The sequence below is a fragment of the Vibrio nomapromontoriensis genome, from assembly GCF_050337205.1.
GTDB lineage: Bacteria > Pseudomonadota > Gammaproteobacteria > Enterobacterales > Vibrionaceae > Vibrio > Vibrio nomapromontoriensis.
The window spans coordinates 123828-145097 of the sequence record NZ_JAKJSS010000012.1; the positions used below are offsets into that span (position 1 = coordinate 123828).

General features: G+C 44.3%; 16 protein-coding genes. 12 read left to right on the forward strand and 4 right to left on the reverse strand.

What is annotated here, in order from left to right; all coding sequences use genetic code 11:
- Window positions 1-1539: a DUF3612 domain-containing protein gene (locus L4D05_RS16470; RefSeq protein WP_428752048.1), complete on the reverse strand. Its 1539-nt coding sequence runs from the start codon at window positions 1537-1539 to the stop codon at window positions 1-3.
- A 156-nt stretch (window positions 1540-1695) separates the two neighbouring features.
- Between L4D05_RS16470 and L4D05_RS16475 the strand changes: the two genes are divergently transcribed.
- The 3 genes from L4D05_RS16475 (at window position 1696) to L4D05_RS16485 (ending at window position 8406) form a co-directional block, all read left to right on the forward strand.
- Window positions 1696-2268 (forward strand): aldolase/citrate lyase/malate synthase family protein, encoded by a 573-nt coding sequence (locus L4D05_RS16475; RefSeq protein WP_428752047.1) that lies wholly within the window; start codon window positions 1696-1698, stop codon window positions 2266-2268.
- A gap of 272 nt (window positions 2269-2540) precedes the next feature.
- Window positions 2541-5444 (forward strand): HD-GYP domain-containing protein, encoded by a 2904-nt coding sequence (locus L4D05_RS16480; protein ID WP_428794662.1) that lies wholly within the window; start codon window positions 2541-2543, stop codon window positions 5442-5444.
- 55 nt (window positions 5445-5499) lie between these two features.
- Window positions 5500-8406, forward strand: a complete 2907-nt coding sequence (locus tag L4D05_RS16485) for an HD domain-containing phosphohydrolase (protein WP_428794663.1) — start codon at window positions 5500-5502, stop codon at window positions 8404-8406.
- A gap of 139 nt (window positions 8407-8545) precedes the next feature.
- Here L4D05_RS16485 and L4D05_RS16490 read toward each other — a convergent pair whose 3' ends face one another.
- The gene (locus tag L4D05_RS16490; protein WP_428752044.1) at window positions 8546-9568 is read right to left on the reverse strand and encodes a GGDEF domain-containing protein; all 1023 of its coding nucleotides are present in this window, start codon (window positions 9566-9568) and stop codon (window positions 8546-8548) included.
- 391 nt (window positions 9569-9959) lie between these two features.
- Between L4D05_RS16490 and L4D05_RS16495 the strand changes: the two genes are divergently transcribed.
- The 3 genes from L4D05_RS16495 to L4D05_RS16505 are packed head-to-tail and all read left to right on the forward strand — an operon-like array spanning window position 9960 to window position 11618.
- A complete protein-coding gene (locus tag L4D05_RS16495; RefSeq protein ID WP_428794664.1) occupies window positions 9960-10760 on the forward strand; it encodes a PhzF family phenazine biosynthesis protein in 801 nt (266 codons plus the stop codon).
- Window positions 10761-10803: 43 nt separating this feature from the next.
- A complete protein-coding gene (locus L4D05_RS16500) occupies window positions 10804-11385 on the forward strand; it encodes an HD domain-containing protein (RefSeq protein WP_428794714.1) in 582 nt (193 codons plus the stop codon).
- On the forward strand, window positions 11382-11618 hold the full coding sequence (locus L4D05_RS16505) for a GNAT family N-acetyltransferase (RefSeq protein ID WP_428752042.1): 237 nt from the start codon (window positions 11382-11384) through the stop codon (window positions 11616-11618). Before L4D05_RS16500 ends, L4D05_RS16505 begins: the two co-directional genes overlap by 4 nt.
- Before the next feature lie 147 nt (window positions 11619-11765).
- On the opposite strand, the gene L4D05_RS16510 is transcribed toward L4D05_RS16505, so the two are convergent.
- The gene (locus L4D05_RS16510; RefSeq protein WP_428752041.1) at window positions 11766-13241 is read right to left on the reverse strand and encodes a Na+/H+ antiporter NhaC family protein; all 1476 of its coding nucleotides are present in this window, start codon (window positions 13239-13241) and stop codon (window positions 11766-11768) included.
- Window positions 13242-13259: 18 nt separating this feature from the next.
- Window positions 13260-14603, reverse strand: coding sequence for a glutamine synthetase family protein (locus tag L4D05_RS16515; RefSeq protein ID WP_428752040.1), 1344 nt, complete (start codon window positions 14601-14603; stop codon window positions 13260-13262).
- A 345-nt stretch (window positions 14604-14948) separates the two neighbouring features.
- On the opposite strand from L4D05_RS16515, the gene L4D05_RS16520 reads away from it, so the two are divergent.
- The 6 genes from L4D05_RS16520 to aguA all read left to right on the forward strand — a co-directional run bounded on the left by L4D05_RS16520 (window position 14949) and on the right by aguA (window position 21244).
- The gene (locus tag L4D05_RS16520; RefSeq protein WP_428752039.1) at window positions 14949-15695 is read left to right on the forward strand and encodes a gamma-glutamyl-gamma-aminobutyrate hydrolase family protein; all 747 of its coding nucleotides are present in this window, start codon (window positions 14949-14951) and stop codon (window positions 15693-15695) included.
- 15 nt (window positions 15696-15710) lie between these two features.
- On the forward strand, window positions 15711-16268 hold the full coding sequence (gene puuR / locus L4D05_RS16525) for an HTH-type transcriptional regulator PuuR (RefSeq protein ID WP_428752038.1): 558 nt from the start codon (window positions 15711-15713) through the stop codon (window positions 16266-16268).
- Between the two features lie 26 nt (window positions 16269-16294).
- Complete coding sequence (locus L4D05_RS16530) at window positions 16295-17779, forward strand: aldehyde dehydrogenase (protein WP_428794665.1); 1485 nt, start codon at window positions 16295-16297, stop codon at window positions 17777-17779.
- A 76-nt stretch (window positions 17780-17855) separates the two neighbouring features.
- Window positions 17856-19133, forward strand: a complete 1278-nt coding sequence (locus L4D05_RS16535) for an NAD(P)/FAD-dependent oxidoreductase (RefSeq protein WP_428794666.1) — start codon at window positions 17856-17858, stop codon at window positions 19131-19133.
- A 151-nt stretch (window positions 19134-19284) separates the two neighbouring features.
- Window positions 19285-20151, forward strand: a complete 867-nt coding sequence (gene aguB / locus L4D05_RS16540; protein ID WP_428794667.1) for an N-carbamoylputrescine amidase — start codon at window positions 19285-19287, stop codon at window positions 20149-20151.
- Window positions 20152-20161: 10 nt separating this feature from the next.
- Window positions 20162-21244: an agmatine deiminase gene (aguA, locus tag L4D05_RS16545; RefSeq protein ID WP_428794668.1), complete on the forward strand. Its 1083-nt coding sequence runs from the start codon at window positions 20162-20164 to the stop codon at window positions 21242-21244.
- Window positions 21245-21270: the final 26 nt, after the last annotated feature.

The following is a 21270-nucleotide window of genomic DNA, read 5'->3' on the forward strand; positions in this document are numbered from 1 at the left end:
TTATTCTAAAATTATTTCGTGTTGGTCATCTGACTTGTCATAGCAGCTAGGTTTGCGTGGGCAACCTGCACCCCGTGAACAAATCAACCGCGCTTCATTATCAATACCTCGTTCAATCCAGTTAATATTAAGGATCTTTGAAATGGTGGTGAGATCCTTTTTGATGCTCCTAGGTATCGTTGCACTGCCGCCACTATTGACGCAAAGCCCTTTTAATTCGTTGGCGATATCCAACGCATTTCCTCCTTGCGCATCAATGGCTGGGTTGAGATCAATGCCTGCGCAAAGGACTCGATTATTGCCTGCCGGATCGGTCATATTGACGGATTCACAGCAGTAAATTCTTGGCTCACCATTGACATTTAGGATAGAGAGTTGCGCAGAAGAACCATTTCTCGGTTCAGAAAGGCGTCTAAATACTGCCCAATGTTGGCAAGGGTCGTTCACCATTCGCATGTTTCCCCATGGAAGCGGAATTCCGTTTCCGCGATACACCGCTTTTAACTTCCCAGGCCCGTAAGCGTCAAAGTAATGCCAGTGGGGGTAAGGTGATACTACTGTCATTCGGCGCATAGCAACAGACGGCGAGACACCAGCATGCTTATGGGCATCTATTTCATAGCCACATCGGTCTAGGAGTTGTCGAAATGGCACTTTTGGGCATAGTAGCGCTCCGGCAAAGAAGCTTGATTCAAAGTCTCGCCATGCTTGTAAAATATCTTGTGAGTTGAGCGCCGATGTTGACAGTGAGTTAGTGGAATCTTCCCAGCTATTATGATGACCGACGCTCAACACACTCTTTAACCCCTCTTCGCTATGTAATACTCGATGACCAATGTAAACCGCGAGATCGTATTTAAGCCGAGTAGGGTAGGCTTTTAAGATTTCATTGAGATAAATGGTACCTGGTGGTTCAAAAAAAGAGGTCACTAATTGTTTCGCGTTAATACCAAGCTCATCAACGACATCTTTTGGTGTGCGGTTGACCCACTGCACTCGTAGTCCTAGGTTTTTGGCGATGTCGATAAGGTCTTCGACAGAAAGGTTTAGACGCTTTAAGCCCACTTCTTCGGCAGCTCGTTCTAGGTCGGGAAAATGATTTTGTAAACTTTCTTGATGCGCACGAATGAGCAGGTGGGCGAATTGCCGTCCGGTGATCCCGGTCTGCGACAGCATTTCAGGAATGGCGATTTGCAAAATATCGTTAGAAAAAAGAAAGCTAGGCTCTAGCGCCATACCGCTTATTCCACCTCGATTGCCTCTAACAGGGGTTATTTCTTCTTGTTCGGGTTCACTATCAAGAAACCAAGCGGGATTCTTCTGAAAGACTTCTGCAATGACCTCGAGCATATCGATACTTGGCACTCGCTTACCTCGTTCTATCATCGAAAGGTAAGAAACAGATGGTGCGCACTCGGGGTTAACCCGAATACAACGAGTAGAAAGGTCTTCCATTGTTAAATGGTTACGTTTTCTGAGGTTTCGAACTTTAGTCCCCAAAAAGTGAGACTGTCTGATTAAGCTTTTTGACAACGGCATTTTGTAAAATTCACACTGTAAAATTTTTGTTGTGAAATTGTAGTAAAAAAAGCGCTAGTCTACATAGTAAGCAAGATCACAAAACGAATATTAATTTAAACACCTGTTTAGTGTATTTGCTCTATTTGAGACTAGCGGCAGTAAAAGGAAGAGATTATGAACATGCTGACATTCGATAAGACAGAACTACATAAAAACCATTCAACGTTTATCGCAGAAGCTGTGTTCGCCGTGGAAATGGTCAAAGCTGATGAGCAAATTGAAAAACAGAAGATGGCAAAACAGTTGCTGGACACGCTGTTTCCTTTGGATAATGGCTCCCACGAGGATGTGGTTAGCTACGAAATCGATTACAGACACGTGCAAGCCTATTTTAAAAATGGGCAGCATAGTGGGCTTAAGCGAGCAAAACAGTTTGTTGCTTATGTGGGAGACAAATGTTCACCGGAGTCGATTCTTTTTCGGGATGAAAGTGGCACTCATGTTGAAGTGATGATCGGCTGCCGAAAAGGGACGGGTCGTTTGGAACTGGTCGAGATTGATGATGTTCAATTAGAAACATGCACGACTTTTGGCCGAGGTGAACAGCTACATGCTTCGGGTATCAGACATTGGGTTAGCTTGGTTCAAGGTGACGAGGATGGTCGCCCAAGAGCGAGCGGCGAAGATAAAGAGTACACCGCAAAAAATGGTGATGATTATATGTTGGGGTTTAGCTATACCTACTAAGAAGTTACTGTGTCATGACTAACTAAGGTAGATTATTGCGTACCACATGGTGCGGCGAGCAATACGCAGTATGTATAGCAATAATGGACTAAACGATAGTGATGAAGAGTAAATTTGCCTCCCTGATTCAGGGAGGCTTTTTTATGTCCCGCAGAGAAATGGCGCTGGCTCCTGGTTTTATGTGTTTTTTATGCAATATATCTATTCTTGACTTCTCGTAGACTCGGTTCTCAACTAGTCTTAGGCTGTGTTAATTCAATGTGTTATCCATCATGCCAAACGCCCGTAACAATCAGAAAAAATGGTCTCTGCCACTTCATGTTCATATGACTGCCATGTTCGTAATATTGGTGGTGTTGGTTTGTGGGGTGCAAATTTGGATTACACAATCAAGCTTGAGCAAAGTGCTACTCAATGCCAACGAAAATTTGTTTGAGCGCATAACTAGCGAGACTCGCAGTAATATGTCGTATCACTTTGGCCCTGCTTTTAGCATTGTTGATGCCTATTCCGCTGGAGAACTGATTCGAGAGGCTGACCCTAGTAAGCGTTTTGCATTTGTACCAGAGCTAGTCTCCCAGCTTAGAGCCAATCGTCATCTATTCTCATTGAAAGCGGGATTTCCAGACGGGGAGTGGTTGGCGGTTGCTAGAGTACAAGATGATGATATTCGAAAAAAAATGCGTGTGGGTCCGAATGCTGAGTTTGCTGCGTTTAACTACAGCGTTGTGACTGAAGAGCTAGTGGTGAAAAGTTACAATAACCAATTGGTATTGCTTGAAACGAACATCATTGAAGATTTAAAGCTCGATCCTAGGAAGGGAGATTGGTTTCGTAACTCGGTGTTGACAATCTCTAAGGTGTCCAAACCTTACTACATGCCACTTTTGGGTCGTACAGGGATTACTTTGCATAGAAAAGCAACGAATGGCGCCGTGTTTGGCGCAGACATTCTGCTCGATCAAGTGTCTATGGTATTGCAAGATTCGGACGAAAGTCGCGATGCGTTAAGAGTACTGTATGACAATGATTATAATGTTTATGCGTATAGCCAACCTGAACTATTTCAAGTTAGAGACGCGCTAAGGCAAGCGACACTACTCAAGCTGACCGACATTGACCACCCATTAATTGCAAGTACTACCAATTTTTCAGCGTTTGGTGAACAAGCCAAAGAGATCATCTATAAAGGTGAGAAATGGGTGGTTAAAATCGATCGTCTAAAAGGGACCCGAGACCAATTGTTTAACTTGGCGATGGCAGTAAAATCGGATCAATTGCTTAAGGATGCAAACGCGGTCGCTCAGCGCTCCATTGTGGGTTCATTTTTTGCGTTATTATTGGTGCTACCTTGCATTTATTATATGTCGCAGTGGTTGGCAAAGCCTATACGACAAGCAACAAACAAAGCGAGAACGATTCAGCATTTTAAGTTTAATGATGGTACGCAAGAACGCTCCCGTGTTTCTGAAATAATTGCGATGTCGGACTCCTTAAATGCGATGCAATCAACAATTCAACGCTTTTTGTCACTGACTAACTCGATGGCCAAGGAAGATGACCTTGAACGGTTATTAGCACTGGTGTGTAGTGAGACGGCAAAAGCAACCCTAGCCAATAGTACTTATATCTATCTGCTAAACGATGATGAAACCTTGCTTGAGCCCAAATATGTTCATTTGAAAACTCGTGGCGAGCTAGATGTTTCTAAAGCACTACGATTATCGTTAAACGATCCTAATCTTGCAGAAGAACGCCATCAGTTTTTTAAGATGAAACAGGCGATTTATGTGCCTTCCGAAGAGGTGCTACCCTATATTACGCGCGAAAAAAATACCGATAACTTACTGTTTGTTCCGCTAATGGATAGACAGAAAAATGTAATTGGTGCCTTGGGTTTGGGTTTTGACAGAGCAAATGAACACTTAGTGCTTAAAGATAACTTAGAATACATTGAAGCTCTTGCCGCCTACGCTTCTGTGACTATTGAAACGCAAACGATGTTGTTAAGCCAGCGTGAGCTACTGGATTCGTTTATTCAGGTCATGGCCGAAGCGATCGATACTAAATCTCCTTATACAGGGAATCATTGCCAAAGAGTTCCGGTATTAACGGAGATGTTAACAAAAGCAGCTCAAGAGCAAGAAGATGGCCCATTTGCTTCTTTTTCTTTGACAAAAGAACAATGGGAAGAGCTACACATTGCGGCATGGTTGCACGATTGTGGAAAGGTAACGACGCCAGAGCATGTGATTGATAAGTCGACGAAACTTGACACCATTTACAATCGAATTCATGAGATTCGGATGCGGTTCGAAATTCTTAAACGTGATGCAGAACTGAGCTTGTATCACGCTAGACCCGAGAGTGCGTTATCGGAGGTAGAGCGGGCTTACTTAAATAAACAGCAGCAAGCCATTGACGAAGATTTTGCACTCATTGCGAAGGCTAATACGGGTGATGACTATCTTAGCGATAAAACGCTAAAGAAGATTGCAGAGATAGCTAAGCAAAGATGGACTGCAACGATTGACCCTAGATTAGGGTTATCGAGGGAGGAGCAGTCTCGTTATGCTGCTTCGGAATTTAAAGCGAATAGCGACGAGCCTGTACTGAAGGATGGCGTTGAGCATTTAATTGCTTGGGAGAAAGAACCCGAGCGGGAGCCTCGGTTTATATTAAAGGCGGGGGAATACCAAAATAACTTGGGCGAGCTATATAACCTATCGACAAGGAAGGGGACGCTAAATCCAGAAGAACGTTACATTATTAACAGTCATATGATTGCAACGTTGAGAATGTTAGAGCGCTTACCATTTCCCAAAGCGATGAAAAATGTCCCTTTGTTGGCAGGAAGTCACCATGAGCGAATGGATGGTACTGGCTATCCTTTAGGCTTGCGAGGGGAAGAGCTACCGTTGCCAGCACGAGCGATGGCGATAGCGGATGTGTTTGAGGCGTTGACGAGTCAAGATCGCCCCTATAAACAACCTAAAAGCTTGTCGGACACATTGTCGATTATGAGTTTGATGGTTAAAGATGGCCACCTTGATGGTGAACTGTTTGAACTTTTTTTGACCTCTGGCGTTTACTTACAATACGCACAGCGTTATGTCTCCACTAACCAAATTAGTGAAATCGATATCACCGATTATTTTGGTACGAATACAATGTGAGATGAATGAAGCTAACCTATTCTTACTATTATTATAATCGTAGATAGGAATGAAGATGACGAATAACCATAGAGGTGGGAGTTGGACGCAGTATCCTCTTCATATTCACATTTCGAGTTTGTTTTTGGTGGTTGTTCTCGCGGTGAGCGGCGTTCAAATTTGGTTAACACAGAATAGCTTAAGTGAGGTGTTGCTGGATGCCAATGAGCATCTGTTTGATCGTATTGCCAAAGAGACCCAAGCTAATCTTACGGTGCATTATCAACCCGCTTATACTACGGTGGAGGCCCTTTCAAAAGGGGAGTTATCGAGGTATGTGACTGCAAAAGAACGGGTGACGGCAATACCGGCGGTGGTCAGTATGCTTTCCTCTAGCCCTTATGTTTTGTCCTATTCTATTGTTTTTCCAAATGGTGATTTTTTCTCAGTCTATCGGCTCTATGATGACACGATGCGCCGTAAGCTGAAGGTTGAAGCAAATACAGCATTTGTCATATTTAATTATTCAAGTGATGCTGACAAACTGATGACGTATGAGTTAAATGATCAGCATCATTTGCTTGTTAGTGAGCAAAGGTCAGAGCTGTATTTAGATCCAAGAGAAGAAGCGTGGTATCAGCAGGCTCAGGTTGATACGTTGTTGTTGTCGAGCCCGTACTATTTCTCTTTAGTAGGAAAAATAGGCACAACGATAACTAAGCGTGCGACGAATGGTGCAGTCGTGTCTGCCGATTTAACGTTGGATAAAATATCAGATGTGTTGTCCGGCTCGGTCACGAGAGAGTCGTCATTTCGAGTTCTATTTGATGGGAAAAAACGGCTATATGCTTACAGTGATCCTGAGTTAATCCAAGTACAGGAAGAGGTAAGAAAGAGTGCCAATTTACATATTGGCGATATAGCGAACCCTATTGTCAAAGAAGCAGTTGAGACTGTTGGGCTTGCTTTGGAGCGTTCAATTGAATTTGAAGCGCAAGGTGAGCATTGGATTGGCCGTATTGAGGCGTCAACCGCAAAATCAGGGCATGATCTGTATTTGTTAATGGTGGTGAAATCAAGCGAGTTATTGGATAAATCACAGACTATTGCAAAAACGTCCGTGTATGCTTCCCTGATTATATTGCTTATTGCGTTGCCTCTGGTTTATATCATTGCACAGCAGATAGCTAAGCCGATAAAGAAAGCCACAGAAAGAGCGCGTAGAATTGAGCAGTTTGATTTTAAGTTAGGCGATGAAAGCAAATCACACATTAAAGAGATACATGACTTATCTCGTTCTTTATGCGCCATGCAGGTCACCATCTCAAATTTTTTAACGTTAACTCGCAATATTGCCAAAGAGCAGGATTTAGAGAAACTTTTAGAGCTGTTACATGCAGCAGCCTTAGACTCGTCAGAGGCGACTCAGGCCTATATCTACCTCTCTGATGCCAATATGCGCTTGAATCCTCACTGTATAATGAAGAAAAATGGCGATCTACTGCCCGTTGACTCTACCAAATTCATAGATATGGATGACCCTAAGTTCACCTCGTTTCGTGAAAAGTTCCTCGCGTCTGACTCAACACTCGTTTATGGGTATGACGACGCAAAAGCATATATTCAGGGCATCTCTGCACATGAGTCCTTTTTGTTTATCCCGTTGTTTGATAGGCGTAATCAATTACTAGGTGGCTTTGGCTTGACGATGGACTCACGGGTGGTAGATGAGCTTCTTACTTATAAACTGCCTTATATTAAGGCTCTAACGGAATACACATCAGTCGCAATTGAAACTAGCCAAATATTAGCGGACCAACAGGCGTTGATGCAGGCATTTATTGAGGTTATGGCAGGCGCTGTCGATACTAAGTCGCCATACACCGGGAATCATTGTCAGCGCGTCCCAGTACTTACCGAAATGCTGACACAAGCGGCTGTCGAGGCTAAAAGTGGGCCATTTTCTCAGTTTACGTTAAATGATGAACAGTGGCAGGAACTGCATTTAGCCGCTTGGTTGCATGATTGCGGGAAAATAACTACACCAGAATATGTAGTGGATAAGGCTACTAAGTTGGAAACCATTTATAACCGGATTCACGAGATTAGAACTCGCTTTGAAGTGTTAAAGCGCGATGCACATATTGCCATATTATCAGAAGCATTAGACGACTCGTTGGATACTCAGTCGCTACAGCGATTGGAAGATGAGTGGCAGAAGTTAGATGATGACTTTGCATTTATCGCACAAACGAATATTGGCGGTGAGTTCCTTGATGACGAATCGCTGGCGCGGATTCAAGCAATAGCGCAACGGCAGTGGAAGAAAAGTATCGATGAACGGTTAGGGTTGGCATGGGAAGAGCGCCGTCGGTACAGCGATTTGCCTTTTGATGGCCCAAGTGAAACGTCGGTATTGACCGATGATGATACTCATAACATACCTTGGAAAACGCCGCCTAAAACGGATGGACGTTTCAATTTGAAGCCGCCTACGTATCAAAATCAGTTAGGAGAAGTTTATAATCTCTCAGTGAGAAGAGGGACGTTAAATAATGAAGAGCGTTATATCATTAACAATCATATTGTTGAAACGATACGCATGCTCGAGAGTTTGCCATTCCCTAAATCTATGCGTCATGTGCCAATTATCGCTGGCGGGCATCATGAAAAGGTAGATGGTAGCGGTTACCCTTTAGGGCTTAAAGGGGAAGAGATGCCTATTACCGCCAAGGTGATGGCATTAGCGGATGTCTTTGAAGCGCTAACGAGTGCTGATAGACCCTATAAAAGCCCTAAAACGTTATCGGAATCGCTGCGTATTATGTCCTTTATGGTTAAAGACCGTCATTTAGACCGGGCGCTATTTCATTTATTTCTAGAATCTGGCGTTTACCAAGTCTTTGCTGAGCAGTTTTTACAGCCAAGCCAAATTGATGAGGTGAATATTGCCGATTATTTATTGGTAGGAAGCGATGAGTAGTAAGAAGAGGCGAATGGTAGGAAGCGACAAGTTGTAGATAGATACAAAAAGAAAACCGGTTCAGCGAAGTTGGTCGTTACGCTGAATCGGCTTGTATCGCAGTGAGAATATTACTTCAAAGGGGGAGTAAGTCTTTGGCCTAGTAGGGCATTACTCGGTTACGACCTGAGCGCTTGGCATCGTAGAGCTGTTTATCGGCTTTATCGACAAGCGTGTCATAGGTATCCCCTTCTACAAATTCGGCAACGCCAAATGAAGCGGTGACGTTACCCATTTTATTGCCGCTTTTGCGATCTTTGATCGCCATTTTTTCAATCGATAACCTTATGGTATCGGCCATTTGACGCGCAACTCGTAGCGATTTGTTTGGGACGATTAGAGCAAACTCTTCACCACCAAATCGGTAGGCGCTGATACCACCGCGACACGCTTGCTTAAGGCGTTGAGCGATCCCTTTTAGTATGGTGTCACCAAATAAGTGTCCTAGTTCGTCGTTAAATTTCTTGAAATGGTCGATATCGAGAAAGATAAGGCTCATGGGTTGCTTTGCATCACAGAACATCGTGAGATCTGCATCGAATGCGCCGCGATTGTATATTGACGTTAAGCTATCGAACATCGCATTACATTGTACTTTAGCCAGTTCGACTTTTAGGCGGCTAATCTCGTCGCTAGCGCTTTTCAGCTGATTGTGAATAAAGTCAGTTGAGTGTCTAATATCGTTTGCTTCATCGACCAACTCTTGGATTAATGGCATGACCTCATCCAAAGTTGGGTTGTTATTGGCTTCGATACTCGAACTTAGTCCATCAAAACTTTTAGTTAGCACTTTTGAAAAGTCCGACGTATCAGCAATGGCATCCGTCATTGAACTTGAAACCTCGGTGACTAATGCTTCCATATTTTGTTTAAGGTTGCTCAGATCTACCTCGGCCTTATTAGCAATATGCTCTCGATACAGTGTATTGGCATTAACCGGAGGAAGTACATCGTAGTCTTTGAGTAGAGCATCGACTTGTTCATTAAGTTCTGGGACGGTTTGATCAACGTAGGTATACCATAGCGCATAGTTAGCAGGCGTGGCTGGAACATGATGCTTAACCATGAGAGGAACTGCTTTTTTTAGGTTAGCCGCAGATTTTTGGAAATTGTTTTTTTTCATGGTTGTTAGGTAGTCCTTAACATATCAATATAGCGAATCGTTCGCCTGAGGCATATTTCGAGTGACCATTCGGTAAACGGTTTTTTGATTATCTAACGACTTGATAGCTTTGTCACTTTTGAAACCACAGTTTTTGAAATAAGATGCGATTTTTCTTGATTTTGTATAAATTCGCGGTGAACCATTGTGTATTTGAATGCTTTGGTGGTTAAAGTATTGTTAAGTAGCATAGGATCCGTGATTATAGATAAGCTAAACGTCGATTTTTAGTGGATTCGTGAATATTGTTGGAGCGAATTACTCAAGTAAGACCTTTATTCCAAAATAAAGTCCAACCATTTGCTTTCGGATTATCTATTATTGTAAGAGACACTGTTTATAAGGAGATGTTATGCAGTTAGGTATATACCAAGTTAATGCATTTACCAGTGAGCCATTTAAAGGCAACCCTGCGGGTGTTTGCATTACCGATACCCCATTACCTGCATCGTTAATGTTGTCCATTGCTAAAGAAATGGCAATATCTGAAACTGCATTTTTATCTTTATCTGATAACCGACTTCGCTGGTTTACACCGAAAGTTGAAGTCGCCCTGTGCGGTCATGGAACATTAGCCACCGTTAACGTCATGGATGAAATGAATCTGCTTGATGAGACGGGAAATTTTACCTTCCATACCTTATCGGGGGAACTCCATGCCCATAAAAGTGGCGAGCGAATATCTTTAGACTTCCCTTTATATAGTGCAAATCCACTGACTCATTATCCGCAAGATAAATGCCAGGCATTAGGGATAAAAGAGGACGATATCGTCTTCTGGGGGGCGTTTGAAGGTGGTAAAGATTTTGTAGTGTTAAAGCATGAAGAGCTATTACGGCAACTGAATCCTAACTTCCATCAGCTTATTACCTGCGAAGGTCGTGCTATGGCAGTAACGGCGCAGTCTAGTCGCCCTGATATTGATTTTATTGCCCGTTATTTTGCTCCTTGGGTTGGGGTGGATGAGGATCCCGTCACCGGTTCGGCGTACTGTGCGCTTGCCCCTTATTGGGCAGAACAACTGAATAAGTGTTCGTTGATTGGCTACCAAGCGTCAGAGCGTGGTGGTTATGTTGGCATGATGTTGAAAGGTGAGCGGATAGAGTTAACGGGACAGGCGGTGACGTTAATCAGAGGAACCATTAGTGTTTGATCAAATATGGAGACCAAGGCTAGTTGAATTTATACAGCAAGAAATGACCACAGACGTAGCGCATGATTTAGAGCATGTGTTACGCGTGGTAAAAACCGCGACGCAACTTGCTCTGGCAGAAGGGGCCAACGTAGATATTGTACTGCCAGCTGCCTACTTACATGACTGTTTTACCTATCCCAAAGATCATCCAGAGAGAAAGCAAAGTTCATTCATCGCTGCTAATAAAGCCTGCGACTTTCTTACGGCCATCGGCTACCCGGAGCATAATATCAGTGCGATCCATCATGCGATTGTTGCGCATAGTTATTCGGCTAATGTAGAGCCAACTTCCCTAGAGGCAAAAGTTGTTCAAGATGCGGATAGACTTGATGCTCTAGGCGCCGTTGGTGTCACGCGCTGTATTCAGGTGTCGGCAAGCTTAGGGCGAACATTATACTCAGTGAATGATCCGTTTTGTGCGGAAAGATCACCAGATGATAGCGAGTTTACAATCGACCATTTTTATACCAAATTGTTTTCGATTGCTAAAACGATGCGAACAGAGGCTGGACAGAATGAAGCGATGGTGAGAATGGAATTTATGCAGTCTTATTTAACGCAGTTAGAACGAGAAATATCATGATTGAACATCAAATCGAAAGAAAGCGCTTTGTGTACAGTAAAGACGGACAAGAGGGGGTGTTGGATTATAAATTGAATGGCAATAGCGTCAATTTTACTCATACTTTTGTTCCTGATGCTTTCCGTGGTCAAGGTGTTGCGAAACAATTGGTTGCCGAAGGGCTAAGTTGGGCAAAATCACAAGAGTATGAGATAGAAGCCGACTGTTGGTATGTCGCGAAAGCGCTTTCCTAGCGATTGGTTTGATTCATTGATGGGTAACTGTAACTGATAGCTAAGAGTAATTGGCAAGTAAGAATAATTGATAGGTAAGGATAAAAAAAGGGATGCCGGCTGAGTGGCATCCCTTTTGAGTTTTATCCTTGTTGGCTATCTCTTAACTTAGGCAACAACGATAAAGAATAGTGTGGTGGCAATAATACCAATCAGAGCGTAAGGGAACTGAGTGGTTGCGTGCTGCATGGATGTACAGCCAGAGCCCTGTGCAGACAGTACGGTAGAGTCACTAAAGAAACATGAGTGACTCCCCGCTGCAGAAGCTGAAAGCATTGCCGCTATCGTCAGGTGCAAGGGGACACCAATTTGGTTTGCCAGTGGCAAAATGATTGGCATCGCGACTGCAAAGGTTCCCCATGAAGATGCTGACGCAAAAACAAGTCCACCAGTAATCAAGAAGATAAGGGCAGGGAAGTACTGCGGCGACAAATATGGGCTTGCGGTTTCAATAACAAACTGTGTCAGACCAAGCGAGTCATTGACACTTTTCAACATGAAACCACCAATAACGGTTGCAAGTGGCAATAGCATGACCTTAATGCCGTCGTAAACCGCGTCAAATAGCTCATTCATCGTTACGAGTTTTTGGATGCCGTAAAAACAGATAGTAAAGATGATGGCAACAAATACCCCAGCAAGTAGATCTATCCCAAAGTACCAACTTGCCCCCACAAGGACGACCATCGGTAACAAGAAGTTGATCAATCCCATCGTTGGATTGGAGTGGGCTTTGATGTCAGCACCAAAATCGATATCGGTCGCACCATCCGGTTTCACTTGACCTGCTTTGGCACGGGCTTCCGCTACTTTCATTGCGCCTAAGTCTGGCATTTTTCCCATTGCGACTAAAAACACAATGATCAACGTTACCCAGCCGTAAGCCATATAAGGAATGGCTTCGATGTAGGCGGCAATACCTTTACCTGGTTCAGCCACGCCATTGGCTTCAAGCAGTGAGCTAAAGAAGATTGCCCAGGTGGAAATAGGCACCAAAATACAGATGGGAGCCGCAGTGGAGTCCACCATATAGGCAAGTTTCTCACGAGAGACTTGGTAGCCATCAGTGATTTTTTTCATCGATGATGAGATGGCAATTGCATTGAGGTAGTCATCAATAAAGATCAAAATGCCGAGAAAAAAGGTCATCAAAAGTGATTGGTTGCGGCTTTTAACTTTATTAACCAGCATATCACTGAAGCTAAGGATACTGCCGCCTTTTTCGAGCACCGCAATTAATCCGCCCATTAAGCCACAGACCAAAATGATCCAAGCAATGGTTTCATTCATCATGACATCCATAGAGATGCCAACAATTTGTTCAACGGCTTCAGTAGGGTTAATCAGTAAGACACCGGCAATGGTGCCACTAAATAGTGCTTCGACGGTTCGGTGCGTTGTTAAGGCGAAGACCAAAACTAAACTAGTGGGTAATAAACTCATCCAGCCATAACTTTCCCCTGGAATATGATTCAGTCCAATGGTGGTAAAAGTAATGAACAGGAACACGATACTAAGGCTTACCGCCACGTGTTTACTGCTGAGTTTAAACGACGCATCCAGCGCCTTGGTTTGGGTAGTCATAGAAACAAATTCCTTCTGTTATGCCGAGTGTAACATCCAGTCGATTTCTAGCGGCGTGATGATGCGCTCAAATTCGATGAGTTCACTTTGTTTGCAAGCAAGGTAGAGATCGATGAAGTCCTTAGAGAAATACTCACCTAATTCACTGTTTTCGAGTTGAGTTAGGGCATCGGACATGCGCGTAGGCAAGTCGATAGCGGTATCGCTCAGAGCAGGAGGACATTGATCTTGGTTATAGTTATTACTCGCAAGTACTGCAGAGAGCACAACGGCAGCGAGGATGTAAGGGTTTACGTCGGCGCCGGCAATGCGGTGCTCTATGCGACGGTTTTTGCCGTCACTGATTGGAATACGAAGTGCAACGCCTCGGTGGTTTTCACCCCAATCGGCTTTGGTTGGAACATAGGCTCCTGGAACAAAGCGACGGTATGAGTTGACGTTAGGACACAGCAGTGCCATCGAGTCAGAAATATGGGACAGCATTGCGGTAAGGGTTTGATAAAAAAGTGGACTTGCAGTGTCGTCTGGCAGAGAAAACAGGTTATTGCCTTTATCGTCAACCAGACTGATGTGCATATGTTGTCCATTGCCCGCTTCTTCTAGGAATGGTTTCGCCATGAACGTGGCATCAAAGCCGTGCTTATGAGCGACTTGTTTTATAAGTCGTTTTGAAAAGATGATTTCATCGCAAACACGTAGTACATCTTGGGAGTGATTGAAGTTAATTTCAAATTGACCCGGAGCCGATTCAGACAGTGCTCCTGCGGTATTCAATCCTTGTTGCGCTGCGGCGTTGTTTAAATCCGCAAGGAAATCAGCATAATCATCAAGCCCATCAACGTCGTACACTTCAGTATCGCGTTCGCGACGATTTTTGGTTGGGTTAATAGCGGTTTGCAATTCACCGTTTTCACCACGCACTTTGTCTATTAAGTAAAATTCAAGCTCAAGTGCCACGACAGGAAATTGATTGTTGCTGTGAAGTTGATTAAGCATGCGATCGATAATATTGCGGATGAAAAGGTGATGGGGTGTTTTGCCGTCATCTTCCATCATACTGAGTAATATTTGTCCGGTTTGCTCTTTTGCAGTGGGTAATAGGCTACCTAGGACAGGAAAGCATAGATTGTCCGGTTCACCAAGGTCTTCGCCCAAACCAGCAGATTCAACCACGGCGCCTTTTGTATCCAGCGTGATGGTTGAAAGGGGGAGCGCAACGCCTTTCGCGAGTTTCTCCAGTGCATTAACTGGAATTCGCTTACCTCTTGGGGTTCCGTTTAGGTCGGTAAATATAAGGTCAACGTATTCAATTTCAGGCCACTTTTGGCGAAAATTTTTAACTTCCTGTAGATATGCTTCCATCTTTACTACTCCTGATAGCCCGGTGTAATCAGTGACACTTAGGCTTGATTTAACAATTTCACTACAAAAACCACGTTAATAATATGGTTAATAGCCAAATTACACATTAACTATTTGATTTTTATTGGTATTTGTTAGGTCTTATTTGTTTGGTGCTTGTTTATTTGTTAACTAATTTGTAACAGTTGATCGCCTTTTGCTCAATATTTCGAACGAAATTAGTGTTTTTTTTAACCAAAATAGGGACGGCAATCACATTTTGGCATCTATTTCGAACACGGGTGTTGATAATTTTGTACGTCGCTTGTAGTGTTTTTGTTAAATAAATCGAACGTGGATGTGACAATGTCTGAAATAAGAAAACCAATGATCGGACTCGTAAGTTGTAGAAAGTCGCTGGCCGGTTACCAGATACAAGCACTGAATGAGTTTTATCTTCAGGCAATCAGAGACTTTGGAGGAACACCTCTTATTCTTCCTTCTTCGATTGAAGCCTCTGAACTTGATCGAGTGCTCAGTGTTTGCGATGGGTTGGTGTTTCCTGGCAGTCACTCTAATGTTGCGCCTCACCGCTATAACGGCACACATGAAGAAGCGAAAAAAGATGAAGACCGAGATGAGCTAGCGATTACGTTAATACGTCAAGCCATTGATAAAAACATACCGTGTTTAGGGATCTGTCGTGGTTTTCAAGAAATGAATGTGGCGCTGGGAGGCTCGCTTGATCCTGCTGTGCATGAATCTGGCTACAATGATCACCGTGAAAACCCCGTTGAGGAATTTGACGAAAAATATGCACCTGCTCATCCCGTTATGGTTGAGGCTGGTGGCGTTATTTCAAAATGGTTACAGCAAGAACAATGGCAAGACACGTCATCATTTGAAGTGAACACATTGCACAACCAAGGAGTGAAAACGCTGGCAAGTGCACTACGAGTTGAGGCCAAAGCACCAGATGGTTTAGTTGAAGCATTCAGTTTACCTGGGCAAAAATACTTTGTTGGCGTGCAGTGGCACCCAGAATGGCAAGCAAAAACCAATCATTTCTCACAAATTTTATTTAAAGAATTTATTATGTCCGCTTCAGATTGATTTAAGGACTGAATAATGGACAACCAGCAAATTGGTAAAAATATTGCGCAATTAAGAAAAGAGCGTGGATGGTCACAACGAGAGTTGGCGGAAAAGGCGGGCATTACACACAGCGCAATTTCCTCGATCGAGAATGGTAAGGTCAGTCCATCGGTGAGTTCGTTGCAAAAAATAGTGAACGAATTTTCATTGTCACTTTCCGAGTTTTTTACCTTAGAGCAGCAGAGTGACAAAAAAGTAAAAGTGCTGGTGAAGAATGATGAGTTAATTGAAATTGGCAGCAAGTTAGTTTCAATGAAACTAGTCAGCAATGGCAGTAATAAACAAGAAATTGGATTCCTGATTGAAGAATATGCACCGCATAGCACAACAGGGTCGGCCAATATTAAACATGAAGGTGAGGAAGTCGGCACCGTTTTAGACGGTGAAGTTGAGCTGGAATACGATGGCGAAACTTATCTGATTAAAGCGGGTGAGTCTTATGTTATTGATACCACGATTCCTCACAAATTTACTAACCACTCCGATAAGGCATGCAGAATGATTAGTGCCCACACGCCTAAAGCATTCTAGCGCCTTGAGGTAAGCAAGGAGCGCGTATGAAAACGCAAGAGCAATGGATTGAATTTAAAGACGCATTAGCGATAGAGCAGCGAGCTTTCTTAAATGGAGAGTATCGTGATGCAATACAAGGTGAAACGCTAGAGGTCGTCAATCCAGCGACAGATGAAATCATAGCGACTATTCCTCGCTGTCAATCTGGCGATGTGGATCTTGCGGTTAAGTACGCGAGGCAAGCGTTTATCGAAGGTGAATGGAGCCAGAGTGCGCCTTCACATCGTAAAGCGGTGCTAATGAGATTTGCCGCGCTCATTGATGCCAATACAGAAGAACTAGCCATGTTAGAGACACTGGATACGGGTAAGCCGATATCGCACAGTGTGTCGACTGATATTCCAGGGTCTGCCCAGTCCATTCGTTGGTACGCAGAAGCGATTGATAAAGTGTACGGAGAGGTCGCTCCGACTGAAAAAAATGTCCATGCGTTTGTTTCCCATCAAGCTATTGGCGTTGTGGCGGCGGTAGTCCCTTGGAACTTCCCGCTTTGGCTCGGAAGCTGGAAACTAGGTCCGGCATTAGCAGCAGGCAATAGCGTCATTCTTAAACCTTCCGAGAAGTCTTCGCTGAGTGCAATTTTCCTTGGGAAATTAGCCAACGAAGCAGGGATCCCAAGCGGCGTATTCCAAGTCGTCACAGGGTTTGGTCATGAAGCCGGTGAAGCGCTAGCAAGACATGATGATGTTGATTGTATTGCATTTACTGGCTCGACTCGTGTTGCAGGGCATTTGATGATCAGCTCTGGTGAAACCAACCTCAAGCGAGTGTGGGCAGAAGCGGGCGGCAAAAACGCCAATATTGTATTTGAAGATTATCAAGACCTTGATAAAGCGGCTGCAGAAACGGCGGCAGGATGTTTCTATAACCAAGGCGAAGTGTGTGTTGCTGCCACTCGGTTGTTAGTTCATGAAAGCATTAAAGATATTTTTATTGATAAAGTGATGTCGGCAGCACAGCGTTTTATGCCAAAAGATCCTATGGATCCCACCTCATCCATGGGGGCATTGATTGACCGTGAGCACAAAGAAAAAGTGCTAGGTTATGTACAACTGGCTCAAGACGAAGGAGCAGTAGTCCGCTGTGGTGGTGATGTGGCAGGTGTCGGTGCTTTTGTTGAGCCCATCATCATTGATCAAGTGGATAACAAAATGCGCGTGGCACAAGAAGAGATATTTGGTCCTGTGCTGTGTGTGATTTCATTCAAAACCGAGCAAGAAGCCATTCAAATTGCCAATGACTCTAAATACGGACTGGGTGCCGCACTTTGGAGTGACAACCTAAATCGAGTTCACCGCGTGGCTAAGCAGCTAGAAGCTGGTTCTGTATGGGTGAACAACTACAACGAGGGCGATATGACCGTCCCATTCGGTGGCTTTAAAATGAGCGGAAACGGACGAGATAAATCGATCCACGCCATTGAAAAGTTTACTGAAACCAAAACGACGTGGATACGTCTCCAACCTTAGGCCAGTAGCGCTTAGTACCGTCATGCTTAGCCCTATAGGGATAGAACAAGCCGTGGCAACAACAAGGAATTGAATAATGAATAAACATACAGATTCATACTACGCGGACTCAATCTTAAATGTAAGTGAGTACCCACAACTGCGTGACAATATCGAGTGCGACGTATGTGTCGTTGGTGCTGGATTTTCAGGTTTGTCGTCGGCGCTACATTTAGCAGAAAAAGGCTTTAAGGTTGTTATTTTAGAAAACGCAAAAGTGGGTTTTGGCGCATCGGGTCGTAACGGTGGACAAATCGTTAATAGCTACAGCCGCGACGTTGATGTGATTGAAAGTCGCTATAGTGAAAAACAAGCGAAAGCACTTTGCGATATGATTTTTGAAGGCGGCAGCATTATTCGTGGCTTAATCGATAAGCACAATATTGATTGCGACTTTAAACAAGGTGGCATGTTTACCGCTTTAAACTCTAAACAAATGAAAGGCTTAGAAGAGCACAAAAAGCATTGGGAACGCTATGGCAACGACCAATTAAGTTTGTTAGATGCCGGTGAAGTAGAGACGGCGGTTGGCACAAAAGCCTACAAAGGTGCGCTACTTGATATGAGTGGTGGTCACATCCACCCACTTAAACTTGCTCTAGGTGAAGCCGCGGCAGTAACGGCTTTGGGTGGTCGAATTTTCGAACAGTCAGGGGTAACAAGAATAGAGAAAGGCGCTAACCCAGTTGCCTATACTGAGCACGGTAGCGTGAAAGCCAAGTACATGGTGTTAGCAGGCAATGCTTATTTAGGTGGCTTGGCGCCAAATATTAGTAACAAAGCTATCCCTTGTGGCACTCAGGTTGTGGCGACGGAGCCGTTGACAGAAGCACAGTTACAACAGGTTTTACCATCAGATTACTGTGTGGAAGATTGTAATTATCTATTGGATTATTTCCGCTTAAGTGCTGACAAACGTTTGCTGTTTGGTGGTGGCGTGGTGTATGGCGCTCGTGACCCTGAAAATATTGAATCACTACTGCGCCCTAAAATGGAGAAGATTTTTCCACAATTGAAAGGGATTGGTATTGATTATAAGTGGACGGGTAATTTCCTACTGACGTATTCGCGTATGCCTCAATTTGGCGCCTTCGCTGACAATATCTATTACTTGCAAGGATACAGTGGTCACGGTGTTACGTGTACGCACCTAGCGGGTAAGCTATTGGCCGAAGCCTTGGCTGGTCATGCTGAGCGTTTTGATGCATTCGCACAACTGACTCATATCGCCTTCCCTGGTGGACGTCATTTTGCCATTCCAATGACGGCAATGGGTGCGGCGTACTACAACTTACGAGACAAATTAGCCATTTAATTACGCAATAACGAAATTAGTCCAACATTATGAACGACGAATGATGGCAAAACCATAATCACCGTTCAATAACGTGAAACAAGAAAAAAGAAGCGCCTGCTATGACGGGCGCTCATCAGCCAAAATCAACGATAAGATAAAGGAAGATTTCATGAGTAGAGTAGTTAAATTCGCCGCGCTTCAATTGTCCAAAACGTGGGACCTTGAAGCCAATATGACCAAAATCAAAGGCGCTATCCGCGAAGCGGCGGCAAACGGCGCTAATGTGGTTGTCCCCCAAGAGCTGTTCGCTGCCCCTTACTTTTGTAAGAAGCAAGAATCCAAATACTTTGAACTCGCGGAAGAGTTTGATACCAGCCCTTTGATTCATACCATGAGTGAACTGGCAAAAGAGTTAAACGTTGTGATTCCGGTGAGCTATTTTGAGAAGGCAGGTAATACGTTTTTTAACTCACTTGTCATGATTGATGCTGATGGCACGATCTTGGAAAACTATCGCAAATCACACATCCCAGATGGTCCAGGTTATAGCGAAAAATACTACTTCAGCCCGGGTGATACTGGTTTTAAAGTTTGGAAAACCAAATTTGGTACGTTTGGCGCGGGTATTTGTTGGGATCAATGGTTTCCTGAATTGGCGCGTAGCCTTGCACTAAATGGTGCAGAAGCGATTTTCTACCCAACGGCGATTGGTTCTGAACCACAAGATTTAACGCTTGATTCTCGTGATCACTGGCAGCGTACGATGCAAGGTCACTCTGCGGCTAACTTGGTACCCGTCGTTGCGGCCAACCGTGTTGGCGTGGAAGTGGACGACGGCATTGAGACCACCTTTTATGGATCATCGTTTATTACTGATCATACGGGTGGAAAACTGGCCGAAGCGCCACGAGAAGGCGAGACTATCGTGTATGCGGAAATCGATCTGCAGGCGACCACAAAAGCTCGTCATGCATGGGGCTTGTTCCGCGATCGTCGTCCTGATTTATATCAAGACGTGATGAGCATGGCGATATAGCGAGGTCACTATGAGACTCACAACAACACCAAAACAAGACGGGTTTTCTTTTCCAGCAGAATTTGAGCCAGTGAGAGAAGTGTGGTTAGCGTGGCCAGAGCGAAAAGACAATTGGCGTAATGATGCCATTCCTGCTCAGCAAACATTTGCCAATGTCGCGAACGCCATTGCAGATGTGGTACAGGTGACAGTGGCTGTGGCATCTGGACATTATGAACGTGCCCGCGCTTTACTGCATAGCTCAATTAAGCTAGTGGAAATGGATTATAACGACTCTTGGATGCGTGATATTGGACCAACGGTTGTTGTGAATGCTCTGGGTGAGCGCCGTGGCGTGAGTTGGAAGTTCAACGCGTGGGGCGGCGAGTTTAACGGCCTTTATGATGATTGGCGTGCAGATGATCAAGTGGCAGAGTCGGTGTGTGACGTTGCCGGTATGGATCATTATCGAGCGCCGATCGTGTTAGAGGGAGGATCCATTCATACTGATGGAGAAGGCACACTCTATACCACGGAAGAGTGCTTGCTTAGCCCCGGTCGTAACCCACAGTTAGAGCGCGCGGAAATCGAGCACAGCTTGTGTGAGTATTTAGGCGCCGAGAAAATTGTTTGGTTACCGAAAGGTCTTTATAACGATGAAACCGACGGTCATGTTGATAACCTAATTCATGTTATTGGACCGGCGAAGGTGGTACTGAGTTGGACAGATGACCCATTTGATCCACAATTTAAACTTTCTCGTGAAGCTTATACCGCGCTAGCTAGCCAACAAGATGCGAAAGGGCGAACTATCGAGGTCATCAAGATCCCTGTACCGGGCCCCTTGTATTACACACAAGAAGAAGCGGAAGGGATTGAATCAAGTGACGGTATGGTGCGTCAAGAGGGCGAACGCTTAAGTGCCTCGTATGCGAACTTTCTCATGGTCAATGACCACGTGTTTCTTCCATTGCTTGATGAACAATTTGATCGCGTGGCAATAGAAATATTAGAACAAGCACTACCCGGTTTTGACATCGTGGGTATCCCAACCAGAGAAGTACTACTGGGTGGTGGCAATATCCATTGTATAACACAGCAGATCCCTGCTTAATAATTTAGGTGTTTTCCGAATGCGCG